The 19346-nt window shown below is 56.9% G+C and carries 15 protein-coding genes; 9 read left to right on the top strand and 6 right to left on the bottom strand.

The features are described 5' to 3' along the window. The first annotated feature begins 374 nt into the window (after positions 1-374). Together ACR0LW_RS18875 and ACR0LW_RS18870 are read left to right on the top strand one after the other, a co-directional pair. Positions 375-3623, top strand: coding sequence for an ATP-binding protein (locus ACR0LW_RS18875; RefSeq protein WP_480522612.1), 3249 nt, complete (start codon positions 375-377; stop codon positions 3621-3623). Continuing rightward, a complete protein-coding gene (locus ACR0LW_RS18870) occupies positions 3620-6802 on the top strand; it encodes a VWA domain-containing protein (RefSeq protein WP_480522614.1) in 3183 nt (1060 codons plus the stop codon). Before ACR0LW_RS18875 ends, ACR0LW_RS18870 begins: the two co-directional genes overlap by 4 nt. A 280-nt stretch (positions 6803-7082) precedes the next feature. Here the strand turns inward: ACR0LW_RS18870 and ACR0LW_RS18865 are convergent, their stop codons facing one another. The 3 genes from ACR0LW_RS18865 to ACR0LW_RS18855 form a co-directional block, all read right to left on the bottom strand. Continuing rightward, the gene (locus ACR0LW_RS18865; RefSeq protein WP_480522616.1) at positions 7083-9284 is read right to left on the bottom strand and encodes a transglutaminase-like domain-containing protein; all 2202 of its coding nucleotides are present in this window, start codon (positions 9282-9284) and stop codon (positions 7083-7085) included. A gap of 448 nt (positions 9285-9732) precedes the next feature. Then, positions 9733-10611: an alpha/beta fold hydrolase gene (locus ACR0LW_RS18860; RefSeq protein ID WP_480588243.1), complete on the bottom strand. Its 879-nt coding sequence runs from the start codon at positions 10609-10611 to the stop codon at positions 9733-9735. A gap of 176 nt (positions 10612-10787) precedes the next feature. After that, positions 10788-11699 carry a homocysteine S-methyltransferase family protein gene (locus ACR0LW_RS18855; protein WP_480522620.1) on the bottom strand — a complete coding sequence of 304 codons (912 nt, stop codon included), beginning with the start codon at positions 11697-11699 and terminating at the stop codon, positions 10788-10790. 84 nt (positions 11700-11783) lie between these two features. Between ACR0LW_RS18855 and ACR0LW_RS18850 the strand changes: the two genes are divergently transcribed. Beyond that, positions 11784-12071 (top strand): MBL fold metallo-hydrolase, encoded by a 288-nt coding sequence (locus tag ACR0LW_RS18850; protein ID WP_170514471.1) that lies wholly within the window; start codon positions 11784-11786, stop codon positions 12069-12071. A 549-nt stretch (positions 12072-12620) separates the two neighbouring features. On the opposite strand, the gene ACR0LW_RS18845 is transcribed toward ACR0LW_RS18850, so the two are convergent. Together ACR0LW_RS18845 and ACR0LW_RS18840 are read right to left on the bottom strand one after the other, a co-directional pair. Further along, complete coding sequence (locus ACR0LW_RS18845; RefSeq protein WP_480522622.1) at positions 12621-13961, bottom strand: DUF7986 domain-containing protein; 1341 nt, start codon at positions 13959-13961, stop codon at positions 12621-12623. Positions 13962-14076: 115 nt separating this feature from the next. After that, on the bottom strand, positions 14077-14313 hold the full coding sequence (locus ACR0LW_RS18840) for a DUF6429 family protein (protein ID WP_480522624.1): 237 nt from the start codon (positions 14311-14313) through the stop codon (positions 14077-14079). Positions 14314-14524: 211 nt separating this feature from the next. On the opposite strand from ACR0LW_RS18840, the gene ACR0LW_RS18835 reads away from it, so the two are divergent. Further along, positions 14525-14776 (top strand): WGR domain-containing protein, encoded by a 252-nt coding sequence (locus ACR0LW_RS18835; RefSeq protein WP_480522626.1) that lies wholly within the window; start codon positions 14525-14527, stop codon positions 14774-14776. Between the two features lie 138 nt (positions 14777-14914). On the opposite strand, the gene ACR0LW_RS18830 is transcribed toward ACR0LW_RS18835, so the two are convergent. After that, positions 14915-15223, bottom strand: coding sequence for a hypothetical protein (locus tag ACR0LW_RS18830; RefSeq protein WP_480522628.1), 309 nt, complete (start codon positions 15221-15223; stop codon positions 14915-14917). Positions 15224-15756: 533 nt separating this feature from the next. Here ACR0LW_RS18830 and ACR0LW_RS18825 point away from each other — a divergent pair. From ACR0LW_RS18825 to ACR0LW_RS18805, 5 genes are all read left to right on the top strand, one after another. Next, on the top strand, positions 15757-16164 hold the full coding sequence (locus ACR0LW_RS18825) for a hypothetical protein (protein WP_480522630.1): 408 nt from the start codon (positions 15757-15759) through the stop codon (positions 16162-16164). Between the two features lie 170 nt (positions 16165-16334). Then, positions 16335-16568 (top strand): FitA-like ribbon-helix-helix domain-containing protein, encoded by a 234-nt coding sequence (locus tag ACR0LW_RS18820; protein WP_152459995.1) that lies wholly within the window; start codon positions 16335-16337, stop codon positions 16566-16568. After that, positions 16565-16987, top strand: a complete 423-nt coding sequence (locus ACR0LW_RS18815; protein WP_170514454.1) for a type II toxin-antitoxin system VapC family toxin — start codon at positions 16565-16567, stop codon at positions 16985-16987. The genes ACR0LW_RS18820 and ACR0LW_RS18815 overlap by 4 nt, the downstream gene beginning before the upstream one ends. Positions 16988-16999: 12 nt before the next feature. Continuing rightward, positions 17000-17542, top strand: a complete 543-nt coding sequence (locus ACR0LW_RS18810; RefSeq protein WP_152459997.1) for a hypothetical protein — start codon at positions 17000-17002, stop codon at positions 17540-17542. A 791-nt stretch (positions 17543-18333) separates the two neighbouring features. After that, positions 18334-18537: a hypothetical protein gene (locus tag ACR0LW_RS18805; protein WP_152459998.1), complete on the top strand. Its 204-nt coding sequence runs from the start codon at positions 18334-18336 to the stop codon at positions 18535-18537. Positions 18538-19346 lie beyond the last annotated feature (809 nt).

Here is a 19346-nt window from a genome sequence, read left to right as displayed (position 1 = left end):
AGCACCAATGGCCGATTTTGTCGCTGCAAGACAGCGTGTGAAACTACGCTTTTGCAGAAAATCTCGCGTTGCGCGCGCACGCAGCGAGAAATCCAAGGCGCAAGTTGGGCTATCTCCTTGAATCCGCCGCGCAATAAACGAACGGCGGCATCACCGAAAAACTGCTTAAAGGGGGATTTAGCACTCAGCCGCACTCGACCCCTAGATCGCGCGGCGAAGAGATCTCATTCTCCTAAACCGACGTTAATGCAAGTCTTCGACAGTTCAGATGTCGTTTCTTTTTTTTCGACAGATACCGCTGACGAGGTCCGTCTGCTACGGTGTTTCAGGCAAAGATCAGCTCCGTTGGAAGCTGGAAAATGTGAGGGCGCGAGATGTTTGGCAAAGCCAATTCGGTACTTGTTTTAAGTGGACTGCTTGCAGGGGTCTCCACTTTTGCGTTGGCGGAAGCACCAGCCAACTTGCTTGCGCTGGCGACGGTCGAAAACAGCTTGGCACGCGCCGGAGAAGACACCGGGGCGCTGGTTGCCAACTTGATCGACGGCAACGCCGGCACGGTCGCCGTCTTTGAGGCCGTGGACGGGATGCCCATCGACTTGCTCTTTGCCTTTGAGCGCGGAACCGTGGCGCCGGAGACATTCTCTTTGACACTTTCCAACGATGCCAGAATACCGGCCCCTGCCCGAATTGACATCCTTGCGTCAACCGCATCAGCCTCTTCAGGTTTTTCCTCCCTCAGAGCCGAGACCATCGATCCCTTGAAGCCCGTGCAAAAGGCCCGGTTCGGCAGTGGCGCGGCGGATTGGTTGCTTGTGCGGCTTTACCCGGCACGGGGCGCAGAAGAAATTGCGCTTGCGGACCTCAGCATCGGCGGCAAGGAGGGCTTTCCAGAAACCCGTTATGCCTTCGGTGAAACGCCGATCACCGCGCTCGAGATTGTGGCTGAAATGCAGACGCTCGGCGCTGCGGATCTCAAACTCACAGCGCAAGAAGCCGCAATTTTTGCACGTGCGGGGGAAGGTAACCTGACCAACGCCGAATTTATGGAGATCGCCCTTCTGGCATCCGGCGTAATGGACGGCGCCACGCGCTCAGACTACATTGCGCGCGTCAACGCGTTAACAGCGGAAGCGAAATCCGTCTTGGACCTCTCTGCCCCACGTCGTGAGAGCGGCGCGCAACTCCTCACATGGCTTCACACCCGCGCCTTCCAGGGCGGGTACCGCGAAGCGCAAACGAACCTCTCGGGGGTCTTGGACGATGGCGTGTTCAACTGCGTTTCGTCGGCTGTGCTTTATAACGCGGTCGCTGGGGGTCTTGGATTTGACATACGCGCGATCGAGGTCCCGGATCATGCGTTCTCGATCGTCTACGATGGCCTCAACCACATGGACGTTGAGACAACAACGGCCGAGGGCTTTGACCCGCGACGAAAAAATGTCGCGGACTTTGAGAACCTAACCGGGTTTCGCTACATCCCGCAGTCAAACAAATCGAAACGCCGGGAAATCGGGGCGGCCGGTTTGGCGGCATTGATCTACTACAACCATGGCGTTGAACACCTCCGCGCTGGCCGATACCAAGACGCGCTTTTTGCAAACTTTCGGGCGATGAGCCTGGATCCCGAGTTCGCTTCGGCGGCGACCAATGCCCTTGCGGCGTTGGGCCGATGGAGCACGTCGCTCGCAGATGTTGGGAACTGGGAAGACGCCACCGAGGTCGCGGCTGTTGGCGCCCGACTTGCGCCGGAAGATCGCGGGCTGGCCGCAACGCGCAAGGCCATTTGGCAACGTTGGGCGTTCGCGGAGGCACATGCGGGGCGCCCGGAAGCCGCGCTCGACATTTTGGCGACGGCAGCCGATGAGATCGACCGGGACACCTTTGACGGGCTGCGTGCGGCGGTCTTCACGCGGCCGGCCGAAGACTTTATCGATGCGGGCGACTGGCAAGGGGCGCTTGATGCAACGTTAACCGCCGACGCGCTTTTGGATCCTCAATCCCTTGGGGATCTACGTGAATGGCGGGGCGGGGTTTATCAACGATGGGCGTCCGCGGAATTGGATGCAGGCCGCTTCCCCAACGCCCTTGAGGTATTGCAGGCCGGATCTTTGGCCTATCCAGGCGATCGCAATATCGCACGTGCAACGCGATATCTTGCGCAGGAATGGGCAAAGGCTGAGGGGTTTCCCAAGGGGCTGGATGCGCTTCAAAGCGTCAAAAGCGCGGTGCCAGACATCACCAACTTAGACGAGATCGCGGAGACCTTTTTGCGGCGCCACATTCGCGCCGGGATAGAAACGGTCACTTTAGAGGCGGCATTGGCAGACGTTGCGCAAGTCGGCGAAATTGTTGGCCCGAATCAAATGAATGAGCTCACGGCATTTGCCTTTGAGGCCTATGGTCATGCCCGCATCGACGCCGAGGATTGGGCTGCTGCCGCAGAAATCTATGCGGAAGGCCGCAAAGCGGTTCCGGACAGCAAGAGCCTGGCGCGAAATGCACGCTACGTGGCCCAAGAGTGGCAGCGCCAGGCAAATGCAGAGGGCGGTGTCGCCGCACTTGAGGCGGTCCAACGAACCCTGAGGGCGCTCTTTCCAGACTTTGCCGTCGACCCGGGGTTCGGTGAGGACGAGATCATTCGTCAAGTAAACGCAGCACTGCGTTCCGGTGATACTGGCTCGGCGGAAGAGATCCTTGCGAGCGCGCAACTTTTGACCCGTCTGGAGACATACCAGGAGCTCCAGACCGTGATCTTTGATTACAGAGCGCGCGACGCAATGGATGCTGGAAACTGGGAAGACGCAGCTGAGATTTACCACGCCGGTCGCATGCAACTTGGGGATCCAAAACTCTTTTCACAAAATATCGCCTACATCGCGCAAGAATGGACCCGCTCTGCGGCGCAACGTGATAGCGCGGCGGGTGTCGCTGAAGCGATGGACCAGCTCCTCCGTCTATTTCCGCAAGACAAGAAGGTCGCGGGGATGGGTGTGACGACGCTCAACCGGATGATTGCTCAACACGTCGAAACCGGTGACTTCGAGGCCGCCAAAAACACTGTCGGCCAAGCGCGCCGCGTGCTCAGCCAGGAAGAGGCGGGCGAGCTCTTGGTGACCTTGTATGTCCGGTCCGCGTCTAAGGCGATTGACGAGGCGCGCTGGGAAGAGGCGCTGACAGCCTATGCTGACGGTCTGGCCATCGCACCCGATGCGCGGGACCTAAAGCGCAATGTACCATTCGTTTTCCAAGAGTGGTCACACAGCGCTTTGACGGAAGGGGGCGCGTCTCTCTTCGTCACCGAGGTCACGCGCATGGAGGACATTCTTCCCGGAACAAAATCGCTTCAAGACGTCCTAGAGAACGTGCTGGGTCGCGCAGCAACCGACCTCGTCGATCGCGCTGATCCGGAGGGCGCACTTGCGCTCATCCATGACGTGTCCCCTGTGCTCGCCGACACGCTCTCGGCAGACTTAAAAGCGATCATCTATGATCGATGGGCCCGGAGCAAATTTGACGCAGAAGCCTGGCAAGAGGCGATCGGCATCTACGACATGGGTCTTCTCGAAGTTCCCGACAGTAGGCTCTTGAAGAACAACCGTCGCTACGCGGAGGGCCAGCTGTGAGCGTCAACTTCCTCCGTACAACGTTTCGCTGTCTGGCCAGTTTGGGCCTCGCTTTGACACTAAGCGCCGGAGCTGCTTCGGCCAATCCTGAGGCTCTCGACGCCACCTCGGTTCTCGAAGGCGGGTCCGGCCCGGACGTCTCAGAATGGGGTGCAGACTATGCCACGTGGCAAGCACCCCATCACATCAGAGATCTCGCGACACGCGCCTATGGTGGCGTTGTCACCACGTCTTCCTCGCAAGAAAACGATGCCTGGTCTTCGGCGAACCTCGGCGACGGGCTGCCCTCTATATACCAACAAAGCATCGGCACCCGCGAATGCGTGCATTGTGGGTGGGGTGCCGAGAAAGGGGATGCTGCCCCGGCAATTTCCGTCCAATTTCGAGACGGGCGGATCGCCGATCTCAGCGCGATCGTTCTCGACACGCGCGTTGGGAAGACTGCACCTTTCCCATGGTTCAGGTTTCCCAGTCTGGTTCGCGTCTGGGTCAAACCCGGAGAGGGCCAGGCCTATGAGCAAATCTTGGAGGTGACGCTTCCGAAGACGGCGCAAAGGAACCTTATTCCGCTCAGACCCGGGACACGGGCTCAGGCTGTTCGGATTGAAATTTTGGGCACGCACTTGGATGAGCCACCGACCATGGCCAATATCGAAGTGTGGGAGGACGACGCGACCCCCACGTCACTTGTCGAAGACCAGGCGTGGGATCTGGCCGAACCGTCGGCCGGGGCGCAGGTTGTCTCGTTCAGCGGATTTGAGAAAAACCCGCCGGTGTTCGCGCTCACCGGACAAGACAATCGCGCCTGGATCACCAAGAAAGGCCCAGACCCAAAACATGTCGTTCTGGCCTTTGGCCCCCATGAGCAGGTTTTCGTCAGCGATGTTGTCGTCGAATTCGCTCCGGGAACCGGGCTGCCGGGACGGATAGCGCTTGATGTGTCAGACCAAGCGCAAGGGGTCGACTTTGAACGCATTGCCGTTCTTGCGCCCCTCGCCACGAACCCTGTGGTTCGATTTCCAGTTGGTCAGAAACTCAGGCACCTTCGGCTTGTCTTTGAAGGCGGGGCCGATCAGCTCGCGATCAGAAAAATCGCTGTGATGGAAGGCGCGTCCGACCTGCTCTCTTTACGGCAACGCTCGACACCATCCATAACGCTTGATGCCCAGATCCCAGCGCAAGAGCGTGCCGGTCCGGATGAAATCGAACCCAACGACAAATTTGCAAACGCGCAGATGCTGGACACAAACGACGTGATTCGCGGTCTTGTAAGTGGTGGGGACACGGATATTTTTGCGTTGCCGCACGCAGATACCGGCGTTCCAATCCTCACGGTCGCGTCGTCAGATCAAATTGTTCAGTCCCTTGGCTTTTGGCGGCGCGATGGCCGACCACACAGCGGTGTCGCCGGAGCGGTAGGTCCGGATGGCTCGAAACGCTTCGCCCTCCTTCCCCCCGATGCGCCGGATTTTGTGTCCTTGACGGCTCAGGCAAGTCAGGTGGCCATTGTGTATGACACCTCCGGGAGCCTTGAGGGCTCGGAACGCGCGTTGCAAAACGCACTCGAAACCTATGTCCAGAGCGCCCCAGCGGGACAAAGACTGCATTTGGTTCGCTTTTCCGACGAGGTCGTGACCGTCGCACCCGGCCAAGGCCATGACGGACTTTTGGCTGCTTTACGGGAAGGCATCATTGCCGACGGAGCGACGAAACTCCACGAGGGCTTGGATACCGCGCTCGATATCCTCTCCGCCCAGGACGGGAGCAAAGCCATCTTACTGATCGGCGATGGCATCGATTCCGCCAGCAAGAAAGAGGTAACACGCGCCCGAATTCTTCAACGCGCCAATGACCTCTCTATCCCAATCTACAGCATTGCCATGGGCGAGGAGGTAAACCGATATCAGTTCAAAGCCGTTGGAACGGGTCGCAACGTCTTTCGTGGTCTCTCGGTGATGACAGGTGGCCGCAGCTTTTATGCGACAGGGGCCGAAGATCTGACCCGGTTCTACGACACCCTCCGGGAGGTAATGGCCGCACCGGTGCCCTATGAGTTGCGCACTGAACTCAACATTATTCCTGGAACACTGCGTGTAAGGGCTGCAAACCCGGTGCTATCACCAGAAACTGCCACGCCCGTCCACGTGATCCTTGACATGTCTGGGTCGATGGCACGCCCTATGGCGCATGGCGAGCGGCGCATCGATGCTGCAAAAGCCGTCCTAAATCAGGTTCTTGGAAGCCTACCTGAAGGAATTGAGTTCGGCCTTACGGTGTATGGAAATCGGATCCCGGAAAGTGCCGGAAAAGACACCGCCTGCACCGACATTGAAACGCCAATTCCGCCCGGCCCGTTGAAAAAGGCAGTTGTTTCGGGACTGGTGGCCGGGCTCGAGCCAAGCGGGGGGACCACCCCCCTCATTGGAAGCATCGCGGCGGTCGCAAAAACGGTGCACGCGGGAGCTGGTACACGCATTATCGTGATCACAGATGGCATTGAAGAATGCGCTCCCAATCCAGAAGCCGTCATGCGGGATGTGCGAGCGCAAGCTTCTGGCGATATCGAAATGAACCTCATCGGGTTTGACCTAAACACCGACGCCGACCGCGCGAATATCGCCGAGATTGCACGCGCCGGTGGCGGCACTTTTGTGGATGCCCGAGGCAGCGCAGCATTTGCCAACGCACTGCAGGCGGCTTTTTCGGCGGATGTCGACGTCGTCAATCAAGAGGGCATCGTCGTCGCAAAAGGGCGTATCGGAGGAGACGGCATCTCCGTTCCGTCAGGGCGCTTTGAGGTACGGCTCAGCGGGGGCAAATCTCTTGGCGCAATCGAGATCTCCGGCAACATGGACACATGGGTCGACATCGAAACAGGTCCAAGCGGTCCGAAATTGGTGGCCTATGCGCCTGGCGTCACGCCGCCACGCCTGGAACCAAATTGCGGGGCTGCCGCGATTGCCGGCTCGGAAGCTGACAGAGTGCGCCGCGTTCAACAGAAGCTCAACGCATTGGGGTTCAACGTTGGTCCGGCCGATGGGCTCGCAGGCCGCGCAACCCGCGCCGGGATTGAGGCGTTCAGCGCAGGCTTTGGCTTGCCCGGCCTTGTTGGGGTGTCCGTACGTCTCGAGCAGCATCTCGACTGTGTCATCGCAACTGGCACCACGGAGATCCGGTAGATGGTGTTTTACCGAGCGGCTCCGTTCCGCATGCGACACAGACGCACGAGTAGCGTTGCTGGAGCATTGGCCTGTTTGGGCCATCTACCACGGAATTGACCGAAGCTCGTCTATTAAAGCCTTCTCCGTCTTTTGCGAATGGTCCCCGTTGGAGAAGACGTACCGACTTTATGCCACCGTCGAAGCGATAGACTGGACCGTCTTTTATTGTTTGCAACCGGGTGAAAGGACGCAGCCACAGGGCTATTGAAGCGACACCCAGGGATGGTGCGCTTACGTGTCACGGCGTGTCAATATTGGGAATCTCGATGTCAGGAAGTGGATTCCAACCTGTCAGGCTCAGGCCCAAGAAGTTCAAGAAAACAAAAAAAGCTCCTATGCCTTCAACAATACCGGCGCCCCAAATAGTCGTTCCCTCCAAAGCAATTCCAATCGAAGTCCCAAGACCGAAACTGAGCCCAAAGGCCAGTAGTCCCCAAATCAGCACTGACATCATGCAACCTTCATTTTGGCCGCAGTCCTGCATGCCCGTGACAATGAAGTAAGGCAGGAGAGAAAAGTCCACCAAGAGCAGTAATGTCACAAAGGCGCCGCCTCGACCGCGATCGTCTACGCCAGTTGCGGCCCCGGTCGCAGGGTCAATCCGCCACCACGACACGTCGCGTCCTCCCGCGACCGCAAGCAAGGACGTTCGATCCATATCGGCCGCAGCGTTTGCTAGAGCCTGGCCCTGCAGGCCGAGCGACGAGAGCTCGGCCTGCGATGACACAACACGAAACTGGTCTGCCTCCGAGAGAGTTGCCCAGGCGCTCGCGGACGACTTCAAAGTGACGCTTGGCGGTGCGTCCGTGCCAAATCCGGCCTCCAACCAGGTCTCGGCTACCCCAGCTCTTAGCGCAATATTTGGGGCAGCGCGAAAGCCCGTCGTGCTCACCTGCATCGCTCTAAGCCCGGACTCAACAATATCAAAACTCGCCAGCCTTGCTTCGTCGTCTTGGACTTGAAATCCGTTGATCGTGGTCATCGGCGCGCCGCGCCAAATAATGGATCCGTCCTCTGCAACGGATTGCGCGGCCAAGTCCATCAATCGCGATAGCATCGCACGCGCTAAGGAATTGTTGGGGCGGGGGAGCTTTTTTTCCATGACCACGCGCAATTGCGCGATCAGCACCGACATCAATTCTCCCTCGGATGCGGCAGCACCATCGGCGTTGATCGTCCAGACGCCGACAGGTGCCGACGTGCGATGATCAGTCGCCTCCCAGATACGCCGTTCCACAAGGACAGGCGTCGCTTGGAAAGGCCCCTGGAGCGCGACTTCGATAACAACGGCTGTGACTTGTTCAGCATCTGCGGGTTCGCCAATCGGTGCACCGCCGATCGTTGAGCTCAGACCGCTGAAGGCGTCGGCAATGCCGGCACTGGCCTCACCGGCGCCATCGGTAAAGATCGGATCCAATACACTTCCGTCCCACTCAAACGCGATTTGCTGTATGTCTTCGCTCTCCAGGCGCACAAGAAAGCTCTCGGCTTTTGTCAGATCGCCGAACCCATCTTTACTCGCTGTATCAGGCAAGATCGTCAGCAAGGCCGAACCGGCGCCGTCCTTTCCAGGAGTTATGGTTGTGCCGTCGAGGACAGACACGTCCCTAACGTCGTTTTCGTCGCTAACCTCGATTTTTAAGCCCACTTCAACTTTGTGATATGCCGACGGAGGGAGGGAGGCTGAAAACCGCTGCAATGTCACGGCAGTAGAAGGATCGAATGCGATATGATGGTCTTCCCACTTATCGCTGTTTGGTGCCCGGGTCTGCACCCAGGCGTACCGAGACGCCTCTTCCAAGAAGATAGCGTCCAATTCGACGCCAGTTGGCATTCTATCGCCGAGCACTTGCTCTAATTCCTCCGCGACAGCAAGCACTTGCTCATTAGCTGGTACGTCAGGTGCCGGGTTCTGCATAAACTGTACAAAGCGGTCTAAATCTTCACTGAGCATACCGGCGGCCCGCATGCCCTCCACTGCACCCGACAAATCAGCGGTTTCGGTTACGATCGCGGAACGGATCGAAGGCGCGCTTGCGGCGATCAATCGAGCAGCTTCTTTCGGAGGAAGCGTTGTAAACGCAAAGCGAGTTTCAACTCCGCAGGTTCTCAGTATGCTCTCTAATACCAATGCCTGGTCCCACGAATTGCCGGCGCCCGTTGAAAGCGTTCCGGAGACACCTCGCATCACTCCGTCGTAGATTTGCGTCGCGAGGCGTTTGTCGATCTGTTGCACGATCTCAGACGTCGGCGCCGTACATACCTCCTCGGCTAAAGCTGCTGCATTGAAACGTGTCTCGTCTATGCTGCTATCGATCTGGTCTAGCACTCTTTCGAAAGACGCTGCATCTGCCGCAACGGCTGAACTTCCAGAAAAGGGTGCGCTGGCAATTGCCAGAGAAACGATTAGCGCCGTGGCCTGCCGAAATAATTTTCTCATCATCGTTCTCTCTGTTCTGAGGGCGCGTTAGTAAGTATCGCGATCACACCAAGACACCAAAAAGGCTCCGTGATTGCAATGTACCACTGAGAGCGATCGATCTTGCACCGCAGATCTCGGTTGCAATGGTGGGACGGCGTCGCTCCCGGTTCTAAAAACGAAAGACTTCGAACGCTACATGGAGGAGCTCCTGAGGTCTGGGAAATTGCCGACTAGGCTAGTGCTTCCTGAAATAGAACGCTCCCCACAAGCACAACATCTGGAAGACCTGATAAATGAGCTGAACAGGCCCAATCCATGCATAGCCATCCCCGGATTGTTGTTTGAGATTGAAGCAACCGCTGCAGCATAGGTGAGATCAAAACAGCTACTTGGTTTGGAAGACCATTTGACCGCTATGTCCGCATCTGGGAACAGCGAAGCGTGAATTTGAAGTCAGCCTCAGCCCTCAGCCGCCAGCAAGGAATTCTTTGATCCGCGCGTTCAGGGTTTCTGGTGCGTCCTCGTGGATCATGTGTGACCCGTTTTCGATGATTTCGACATGCGCATCAGGCAGCCGCTCGCTAAGTCCATCGATTAGCAGCCTAAACAAGTGCGGACTATCAGCCCCGCCGATAAGAAGGACCGGAATATGGATATCCGAAAACGATGTTCCGATCAGATCGGGGAAGCCATGATACAGTGAGAGGGCTCTGTCAGGGCCTCGGTTGTCCCAAACTTGAGCGTATCGTTCCTCCGATAGTGCCTCGAAATATCTGTCGCCCAAAACCCCTCGGCCAAACTTTTCAACGGCCAGTTTATCATCGCCAATCCGAAACGCCTTTTCAGATGGGCCTACGGTACCTATGCCAAACTTAATGATGTCAAACGCAAGCCGGGGCGCAGAGAACAAAAGGCCGATCAACTGGGTAGGCTTTGGCGGAATACTCACGTGCATTGAGACAGCAGGCGGTTCAATGAGGACGAGGCTGCGGAACATTTCCGGCACCTGCTTGGCCGCTAAGAGTGAAACAAGGCCGCCCCACGAGTGCCCTACGACGTGTGCCGGCCCTGCATCCATCACTTTGACCAAACCCGCCAGATCTTCCACATGCACCTGGATAGGGTCCCTGGCATCGGTTGGTATCGGAGCGTTCGGGACATGATAGCGTCGACTGTAGGCAATCGTGCGATAATTTTCCGAGAAAACGCCAAGCTGTTGGGACCAAGTGCGCACGTCCGAGGCGCTGCCGTGCACAAAAACCAGTGGCTCGCCTTCACCCTTTTCGAAGGTCGCAAGAACGGTGCCGTTCACTTCCACTGACTTGGCTTCATCCAAATCGAGCATGGTTTCAAGACTAGCGCAATGTAACTCCATTGTTAACGGCAGCTTCGGCGGCCGCTCTGCAGGTACAGCTTTGCACGATGAACGGCAGGTTTGGGCCGATCTCCTAACAAGTTGTGGAAAGAAATTACGGGAGCACCTTAGATCTCAGCGTTATCGCTCAGATTGAACTAAGTTGGCTATGCTAATTCGCTGATCGTCGATTTCAGATGGCGCATGTCGGTACCGCAGCATCCTCCAAATACTTGAATCGACGGATTCTGCTGCGCAATCGCGGCAATCTGTTTACCAAGTTCAATTGGATCGCCTTCGTCCAGCTCATCCGCTTCGTCAAGTTCCGCATGCGAGCAACTCGAAGCGTTCGCCACAAGGCCTCTCAGCCGGGGGTGGTTGCCAATCGCTCTGGCGAAATGGGTAGGGTGAGCGCAGTTGACCATAAAAAACATCGCCGCCGAGTCGGTTGCCGCGTCGATTTGGTCTATGCCGTCCACAAGTTTGGTTCCGTCTGCCAGGCACCCGTCTGTCTCAACAACCAGAGACATGATGATCGGCAGATCAGCGTCTCGGGCGGCGAGGATGCAACCCGCTGCCTCGCTTGGGCGGTTGAATGTATAAGCGGTGACCAGATCGAGGCTTGTGTCTTTCAGGCTTTGCATTTGAGCAGCGTGGTACCGACGTGCATCTTCGATGGGTACCGGCGGGATGTCGGCGTAAGGATCATAGCGCGGGCCGATGCAGGCCGACACCAGTACATCATCGCGAGCGGAAGCTTGGCGCACGTCTTCCATTAGACTGACCGCATCTTTGTTTACTTCGGCGAGCCGCTCTGCATCGTACCCCATGGGCGCTGCCCGGTCGGCGTTCGCCATCCATGTGGGCGCATCAAGGATGCATCCGACATTCATTTCACGGGCCAGATCGACAAGTGCCTGCATTTGACCGGCCAGTATCACCCTGGTGCCAGGTTCTTCCAGCAATGGAAACGACGCGAAACCGGGAAGCTCAACTCCATGATTGAAAATCAGGTCGGTGCCAGTGCCGGCGTAAACCAGAAAGGTCTTGTCACCTTCGAGTGGGAGCTGCCGCGCCATTCTGATCCACGCCTATTGCCGTTACCTCTGCACAAGAAACCTACTTTGTCTCGGGCCTCCTGTGAACCTTAGGACTGCGACAGGGTGTATTCCGTCACTCTGATCCCCACGCCAGGCCATACACCCGGTCATGTCTCGGTCGAAATCACCAGTGGCGACCGGTGCGCTCTGATAACAGGTGATGCAATCCCTACAACCGCCCAGTGCGGGCATCTCGAGTGGCATTTTACGTTTGATTCCGATGCTGAGATGGCCGTGACATCCCGTCGGAAACTGTCCGAAACAGGATGTATTGTGCTCGGAAACCACTTCGCTTTGCCGTCTATTGGTCGGGTGAAGGCGGACAACGACGCGTTTCGCTGGGAGGACTAGCCCAGACTGTATTTTGATGTGAACGGGTCTGTTGTCGGATGGAGGCTGACGTGAAAGTTCGACGCGCCCCGCAGCATACAGGCAATGATCGGCTTAACTAAATCTCGAACCTATTGGGCTATGTCACATTCCCTTGAATTCTTGTTTCACAAGCTTTCTCTCTTCACCATTTTGTGAAAGCCTGAAGCAGTTATGAGTGACAGAGTGTGCAATTTTCAGAAAACAGTGGTTCTTTCTGAACTCCAATCAGCTCTCTTGGACGGAATTTGTGATCACTGCGCGGTGACAAGTTCGGAACTGGCCAAGAGTGGAGAGGTGCTGGAAATATGTGGTCAAGAGTACTGTTTCGATTATGAAACCGGTGTGTCCACGGAGACTGAAATTTTGTTGTGCCCCAGCTGTCACGAGGCAAACCATCTGGACGCGCAGCGACAGCATAACCCTTGCCACATCTCTGCAAGACGCAGCCGGGAAAACATGGGTTAGTCGATGGGTTCAGGAGGCGAAGTTTTGGAACGGTTTTTTGCAAGAACCATCGCTGGTCCAATTTCAGTAGTCTGACAGACCAAGCTCGTCCCACATCCAGCCGAAATCATACTCAGCCACCGGAGAGCCGGTCTGGCGCGCGCTGCGGTTTTCGATTGTCTTCAGCCAGTCTATGACTTTCTTCCTGCCCGCCGTGCTGCGAACGGCCTGGCGCGGGGTCTTGCCATCCAGGGCAGGAATCGGCTGGTCAAGCGTATCGCGGTAATGCTGTTCGAGATATTCGTGGGCCATCTGACGGGCAAGGGCACGGGGGATGTCCTCTTCTTCTGCCACTCCGTTACTCGTGCTGTCATCCGCCATCATCTGTTCGGCGGTCTGGATTGATGTCAGCGGAGATTTCACCAGGTCGCCCAGGAGGTCCCGGACCAGGGCTTCGCCGCGTTCAGCGCGCGCTGTAGAGTTCACAGAAAGTGTGAGTGTCCGACCTTTCAGATCTAGGGACCCAAGCACGGAGGCCCCTGACATTGATTTGTCCAACACGAGGCCGGTGCCGTGCTTGGTGCCGGACGGGGTGTCGAGGTCAAGCCAGGTCCAATCCTTCTGGCCTGAGATCACGAGTTCTGCGGACTGTGTTAGCTTTTCAGATACCTGGCTTTGCCTCACTTTGCTGGCGAGGGGGAAGCGCATGTCGTGAAAGAGCAGGTTGTCGCCATCGCTGTTGCTGATTTGTGGTGGTTCCGGATCCAGCAGGTTCGGCAGATGTGCGAAGAGCCAGGCATTGGTGAAGAGGGGTGCGGAACGGTGTAGCTGATCCTGTGTCAGCCTCAGTTCAACGTCGGGGTTCAATTTCAACACGGAGCGGAGCCCGTCTTCAAAAAACGCGACGGTGTCGGGGTCGAAGGGGAGCAGCGCCCCCGAGATCACGTTATATTCCCCCTGTGCGACAACCCGAGCTGCGATGCGATCCCATCGCTGCAGCATCTGCGTCGCGCTGTGTTCCCGGACGGTAACCGGCTCTGCGTCCGAAAGCATGTTGCGCAAGACCATGGATCTGCCGGGGTCTACCTCGCTCACCTCATAAAGGCTGACCGACGCGTCCCGCAAACCCTCGATATAGGCGCGGGTCTGCGCACTCTCTTTGGAACCGCTCCCTTTCAGATAGGCATCTACAGCGTTTTCGGCGTCCGGTCCGAATGTCCTGCCCAGCAAGTCTTCCAGGCCACCGCCCCACAGAACCATTGGCCAATCCTCGCCCAGCAGGTCGCCCAGATCCTCGAAATCGAGATCAAAGGCTTCGAGACTTGGCAGAAAATGCTCGTCCAACACGTCCGCGAGCCGCTCGTGCCAAATCTCGTCACGGGTGATAAACCGAATGAGCCCACCAAGATCGTTCCCCGTTGTCATCTTCAGCTTCTCCCTGTTCGCCAGACAGAGGCGATCTAGCGCAGATTGCAACCGCCAGCCAGATCACAGGCTTGTGCAGATCTGCGTTGCATGGATGGTCTTGTCGTGGCGAATGCTATGTCTTTGGCTCCCGCTCAAAAAGCTCTGCGAAAAGTTCTTCGGAGCGACGCAGGCCTTCATCGGTTAGCACAATCGATTTTGCCTTTCCAACCGGGTCCAGGATCAGCCCCTTGCGGTGCAGGCGGTCAAGCGCGTCCCAGTCAAAGCCTTTCCATGCGCGGCGCTCGTCATGCAGCGTCAACCAGAGCAGCGCCAGGACTGCCTCATCCACTTTGTTTTCATCTATGTCCATAACAACAGCGGACGCGACAAAGGGCGGGCTCGTCAACCCAGATCCGGCGCATGGAGGGCATGCAAAGATCTTCAGCTAGCCTATAGTGCGACCAGAATGATAAGGCCGGGTGAAACCCGTGCCACCTCACATCACGGGTATGAATCGCTCCCGGCGAATAGATATCGCATTGTCATTGGACAGCTGGGCTGTGCCAAGCAATACTGGGAGCATGGCGCTGACAGACACCACACCTGTCCACCTGATCCATGTAGACCCTGACGTCAACATGGCACGGTTCTACGGAATAGAGTTGCAGCCGACGCTGTTTGGGGAAGTTTCGGTTCTCCGCACGTGGGGACGTATTGGCACAAACGGACAAGCTATGATGGTGACGTACGAAGACGAAGCCCAGGCTGCTGACGCGCTCCATATACTTGAAAGACAAAAACGTCGCCGAGGCTATGTTCCGGTTGGAGCATAGGCGTTTGATCCCATGGTTGGATGATGCGACCATATTCAAAGGAAAGGTGTGCAGCGAGGCATGTGTGAGAGCACCGCATCGATGGTTCTTCCAACCTTCCAACACAACGCGACAGATGCCAAACAAGCGTGATAGTGTTCAGGGCTTGTTGCTATCGATCCAGCGGGACATCAGATTGCGATCCCGAAAACACTCGTCCGGAACAGGGCTGCGCTTGATCCGGGCGATGCGTTCCGCAAATGCCACCTGCTTCGAGCTTGGCCTTGTATCGCGAACGCGAGGTGCTGATCTCTGCGTGTCGATCCATTGGCTCATCGCGCGCCGATCTTGCTGGATTTCCCAGGGCAAAACGACGTTTTGTTGCTCTGCCAACTTGCGTGCATAAGCAAGTTGCTTTGCCGTTGCTGGCAGTGCTGTCTGTGTCTCTGAAATGGCAGTTTCGGACATAAGTTTTTCCCCTTGGCAGCTTAGCAAAAGAATAGAACAAAAGGGGTTCCAAAGCAAACATATTGTGGGTGCTTAACGTAAGTATACTAAATATAGTGTTTTCGTCGAGGCAGGATAACACGCGTGCTTTTGTTTTCTGACAAGACCACGCAAACGGTGAATTGAGACCCGCGCGCGGCGCGCGGTTCACATTGATCAATTGACAGGGCAGGGGATCGACGCGCTAAAGCGCGCTCACCCCGGCCCTGGCATTGTCCAATAGTGGGGCTGCTGTGACCGGCAGGCCGGTCCCATCATCCCGATCCGCCCGCATCCTGTGTCGGGCCGGTCAAGGGGCAAACGCCGCGCGGTGCGCGTCGTCTCCATGTCAAAAAAAACCGGTTCCTCCCACGCGCAAGCGCGCGGTTCCCTCCCATTTTTTCGCCACTCCGACCCCGTGACAGTCCCGCCCCAGGCCACAGGCAGGGCTTCGCCCTCCTGTTGGCGGAGAAAGGGACGAGGCAGCAGAGGAAGCCTATAACCAGTTTCAGGAAATGGCCGGGAAAGGCAGTGTCGAAGCGTTCAAGGCTTTCCGCGATCTGGGCAAGAAAACCCGCAACGGCGAAATCACCGCGTTTCTCGCGCGGCGCTTTACAACCCAGCAGGCCGACTTCATGGCTGAAATCGCGGCTGATGTTGATGCTGATATTCGCTCGATCTGGACGCCTTCCGAGACGAACTGCTTCAAGCGGCTCAAGGCTGTACAGTTGGATGAACTGTACAAAGACCTTCTGGATTTGCACATGGACACCGATGCCTACCGCGCGTTCAGCAAGTCCAAGAAGGGCGAGAAGAACCAAGCGCTGCACAAGCTGTTCAACGATCCAGAGCATCAAAAGGCTTTGCGCATCACCGCCGAACAGAAAGCCCGCATTGACGCATGGGTCCCTGAGTGCTTCTAAAACAATTAGGGCAGGGCGCATTGCGCCCTGTTCCCAGCAGGGATTTAATCATGACGTATTCCCGCAAGGTGACTGCCGAAACGCAATGAAAGAATGATAGCATACTTGCTATTTGCTTGCACTGCCATCATATCAGCGATATGCTGTCATCATCAAACATGGAGGATGAAATGGCAAATCTGACAGTCAGAAATCTATCTGATGACGTTCACAGTCGCGTTCGGTTTGTCGCGGCAGAACGTGGCATCAGCACTGAGGAAGCCGCGCGGCAACTTCTCGATGAGGCGTCACGGCCAGCCGAGAAGGTTGGCGACGTGATTGTGGAATACGTGCAGGGCCTTAATGCATTCTTGCCAGATATTGAACGTAGTGGCGACAAAGCAGAACCGGCGGACTTCGGGTGATTATTCTAGACACAAACGTGCTGTCCGACCCGATGAAGGAAAGCCCTTCCAAGGCGGTGATTGGGTGGTTGAATGCGCTGCATAGCGCGCAGTTTTATACCACGACGATCACCATCTTTGAGGTACGTTACGGGATCGAATTATTGCCTGACGGCAACCGGAAAGCTGCGCTTTGGAAGGGGTTCGACTTTACGCTAGGCCGTCTGTGCGGCAACCGGATTTTGCCATTTGACCGTGCGGCTGCGGAGGCCCTTGCAACCATGCAAGCCGAAGCGAAAGCCTATGACGTGAAGTTGGCGGACGCGCAGATTGCGGCAATTGCAAAGACACACGGTTTTTCAGTCGCAACAAGAGACGTGAAGCCGTTTCAGTTCTTAGGTGTCAATGTTTTGAATCCTTGGGATCACCCATCCGATTGAGGGACTGGAAGAATGACCAAAGCCACCACCCCAACAGCACCAGAGAGCGCCATTCGCCGCGTCTGGAAGTCCGCGCAGATGTATATTGCGTTCCACAAGGACCAGAACAAACGGCAGCGCAGCGAGCCGAAGTTCTGGCCCCCGAAGTACGGCAGCGCGTCCGTTCATGGCGATCCGAGCGAGCAGGAGGCCATTGTTGTGGTCAAAGCCGCCGACCCGGAGGACACTCAGGATGTGCAAATCAAGCTGCACCCCGGTCGGATTGTTGTGCGTCGTGATGCAGAAAGCTGGTGGCAAGGGGTTGCGGTCGAAGATCATTCTGTAACCGTCCGAATGGCGGATGGCACAATTATTGAGGTTCGACATGATGGGTCTGTCAAACGACGTTCCGCTGAAGATGAAACCCATGTCGAAGCGGATGGCAGCATTTTCAAATGGACCGAACATGCGGAAACAACAATGACAGGTGATGGGATCGAAATGACCCGTCGTACTGAGGACCGGATTACCGCGATCACCTATGACGGCGTTGTCGATCGGGCGCGCAAGCGATAGCCTCACCAAGATTCTTTCATTTTCCTCTTGTGGCGAGAGATACTGGCCCACTTCGGTGGGCCTTTTTTCTTACCGGCGGCTTGATGGTGCAATGTCCTTGTTGTCCTGACCGCGCGGGGTTGGAACCCCGCTCCATCAGGACTGTGCGCTTCCAGCGCAAGGGGCCGCTTCAGCGGCCAGGCCGCGTTTCTTCATCATGGTTTCGGGAATTGAAAGAGGCCAGCATGAGGGGGTAGATGCTGGCCTCTGGGGGAATTACCGTCAGTGAGCGGTAAGTGGTAGGGTTGAGACTTTGATAACCGACTCAAACGCAGGCCGAAATTAGGGCTTTCCCGTAGCAGCGGATGCTTCTTGCGCCGCTGCCAGCAAGAACCGGCGACTTGCGCCGCCACCGCGCCCTTAATCCTTGTTCCGCAGGTCATTCCGTTTCGGGAAAGCGGCCAGATCGCGGATTCGCCCAATGCCCATCTGTCGGATCGAGGTGATGTTGCCGCGTTTCTCTTTGTTCAAGCGTTCCGGGCGCAGCGGGCCCAGAAGCTCTTGCCATTCACTCGGTCTGACAGCCTCAATCCCGTTGCCAGTGAAGATCCTCGTTCACGTGTTTCTTCTCTGATGAACATAAGCGGGCAGTCGGGGGAGCCGCGCAGCCCCCGTTCCGGGCGCTCCGCTTCAACAGGTAATTTCCCCTGCGCTGATCGCGCATTCCTCGCGGAGCAAATTACCTGCTGACACCCCCATTATGCCCGCTTCTTCCATGTTCATCGAAACACTCAAAAAACGAGGATCAAACAATGGCAACTCAAACTCTGAAGCTGAACGTCAAAGCCGGTGAAAAAGATGGCAAAAACTTCTGGAACCGCTGCGGTGTCGCGTTCGTAAACACTGACGATCACGGCAACATCACCTCAATCCAGGTCAAACACGATATGTTCCCCGGCGTCGAAATGGTGGCCTTCCCAAAACGCAATGACGACAACGAACAGGTGACCGAATAAAAAGGGGTAGGGCGGCGCAAGTCGCCCTTTCCTTTGCTCCGGCTTCGGTCCGGACGCAATAGCGTCCCAGATTGTCGTAGCCGATGCCTTGGCGGCGCACACCTGCAGCGTCATTGGCCGTCGCTGATCTCATTTTGAGGCCAGTTCCAGCAAACAGATGTATCCACCTGGTTCCCTAGTCGGTTAGGTCTTTCTTCGGCCTCATTTTGAGATAAGAAATGCGGTGCTTGCAAAGACGCCACTCACAATACGACCGCACCGGCCACAACCAGCCGTTCCCTCCGGCTAAATTATGATCACTTCCTCCCATTTGATCAGGCCGGTGCGGTTCCTAAAACATCACCTTCAATTGAAAGCCGCCAAAACTCTGTACAGTAGGCTGCGCTGTACAAATGACGGCGTTATGCGCAAATCCCGCGCCTTGGGGCGCGTGACCGCGTGCTAAGCTTCAGCCGGCAGACCGGCTTACGCCCCGAACCAACCACGCCCTTTCTCCCTTCGGCCTGATGCGGTGAATCTGTCTCGTCGCGAGCCAGCTTAACCGCGGCCAAATGGTCGCCAGGACTTGCTTGTTTCGGCCCTTCGGGTAACGCCCGCTTTTGCAAGAGGTCTGGGAGATCCGCGCGAGGCGCGCGGCTCGCATTGATTATTGGACAGGGCAGGGGATCGACGCGCTAAAGCGCGCTCACCCCGGCCCTGGCATTGTCCAATAGTGGGTCTGCTGTGACCGGCAGGCCGGTCCCATCATCCCGATCCGCCCGCATCCTGTGTCGGGCCGGTCAAGGGGCAAGCGCCGCGCGGTGCGCGTC

The sequence above is a fragment of the Ruegeria sp. N4 genome (assembly GCF_056531425.1).
This window is presented reverse-complemented; position numbering and strand designations above follow the sequence as displayed.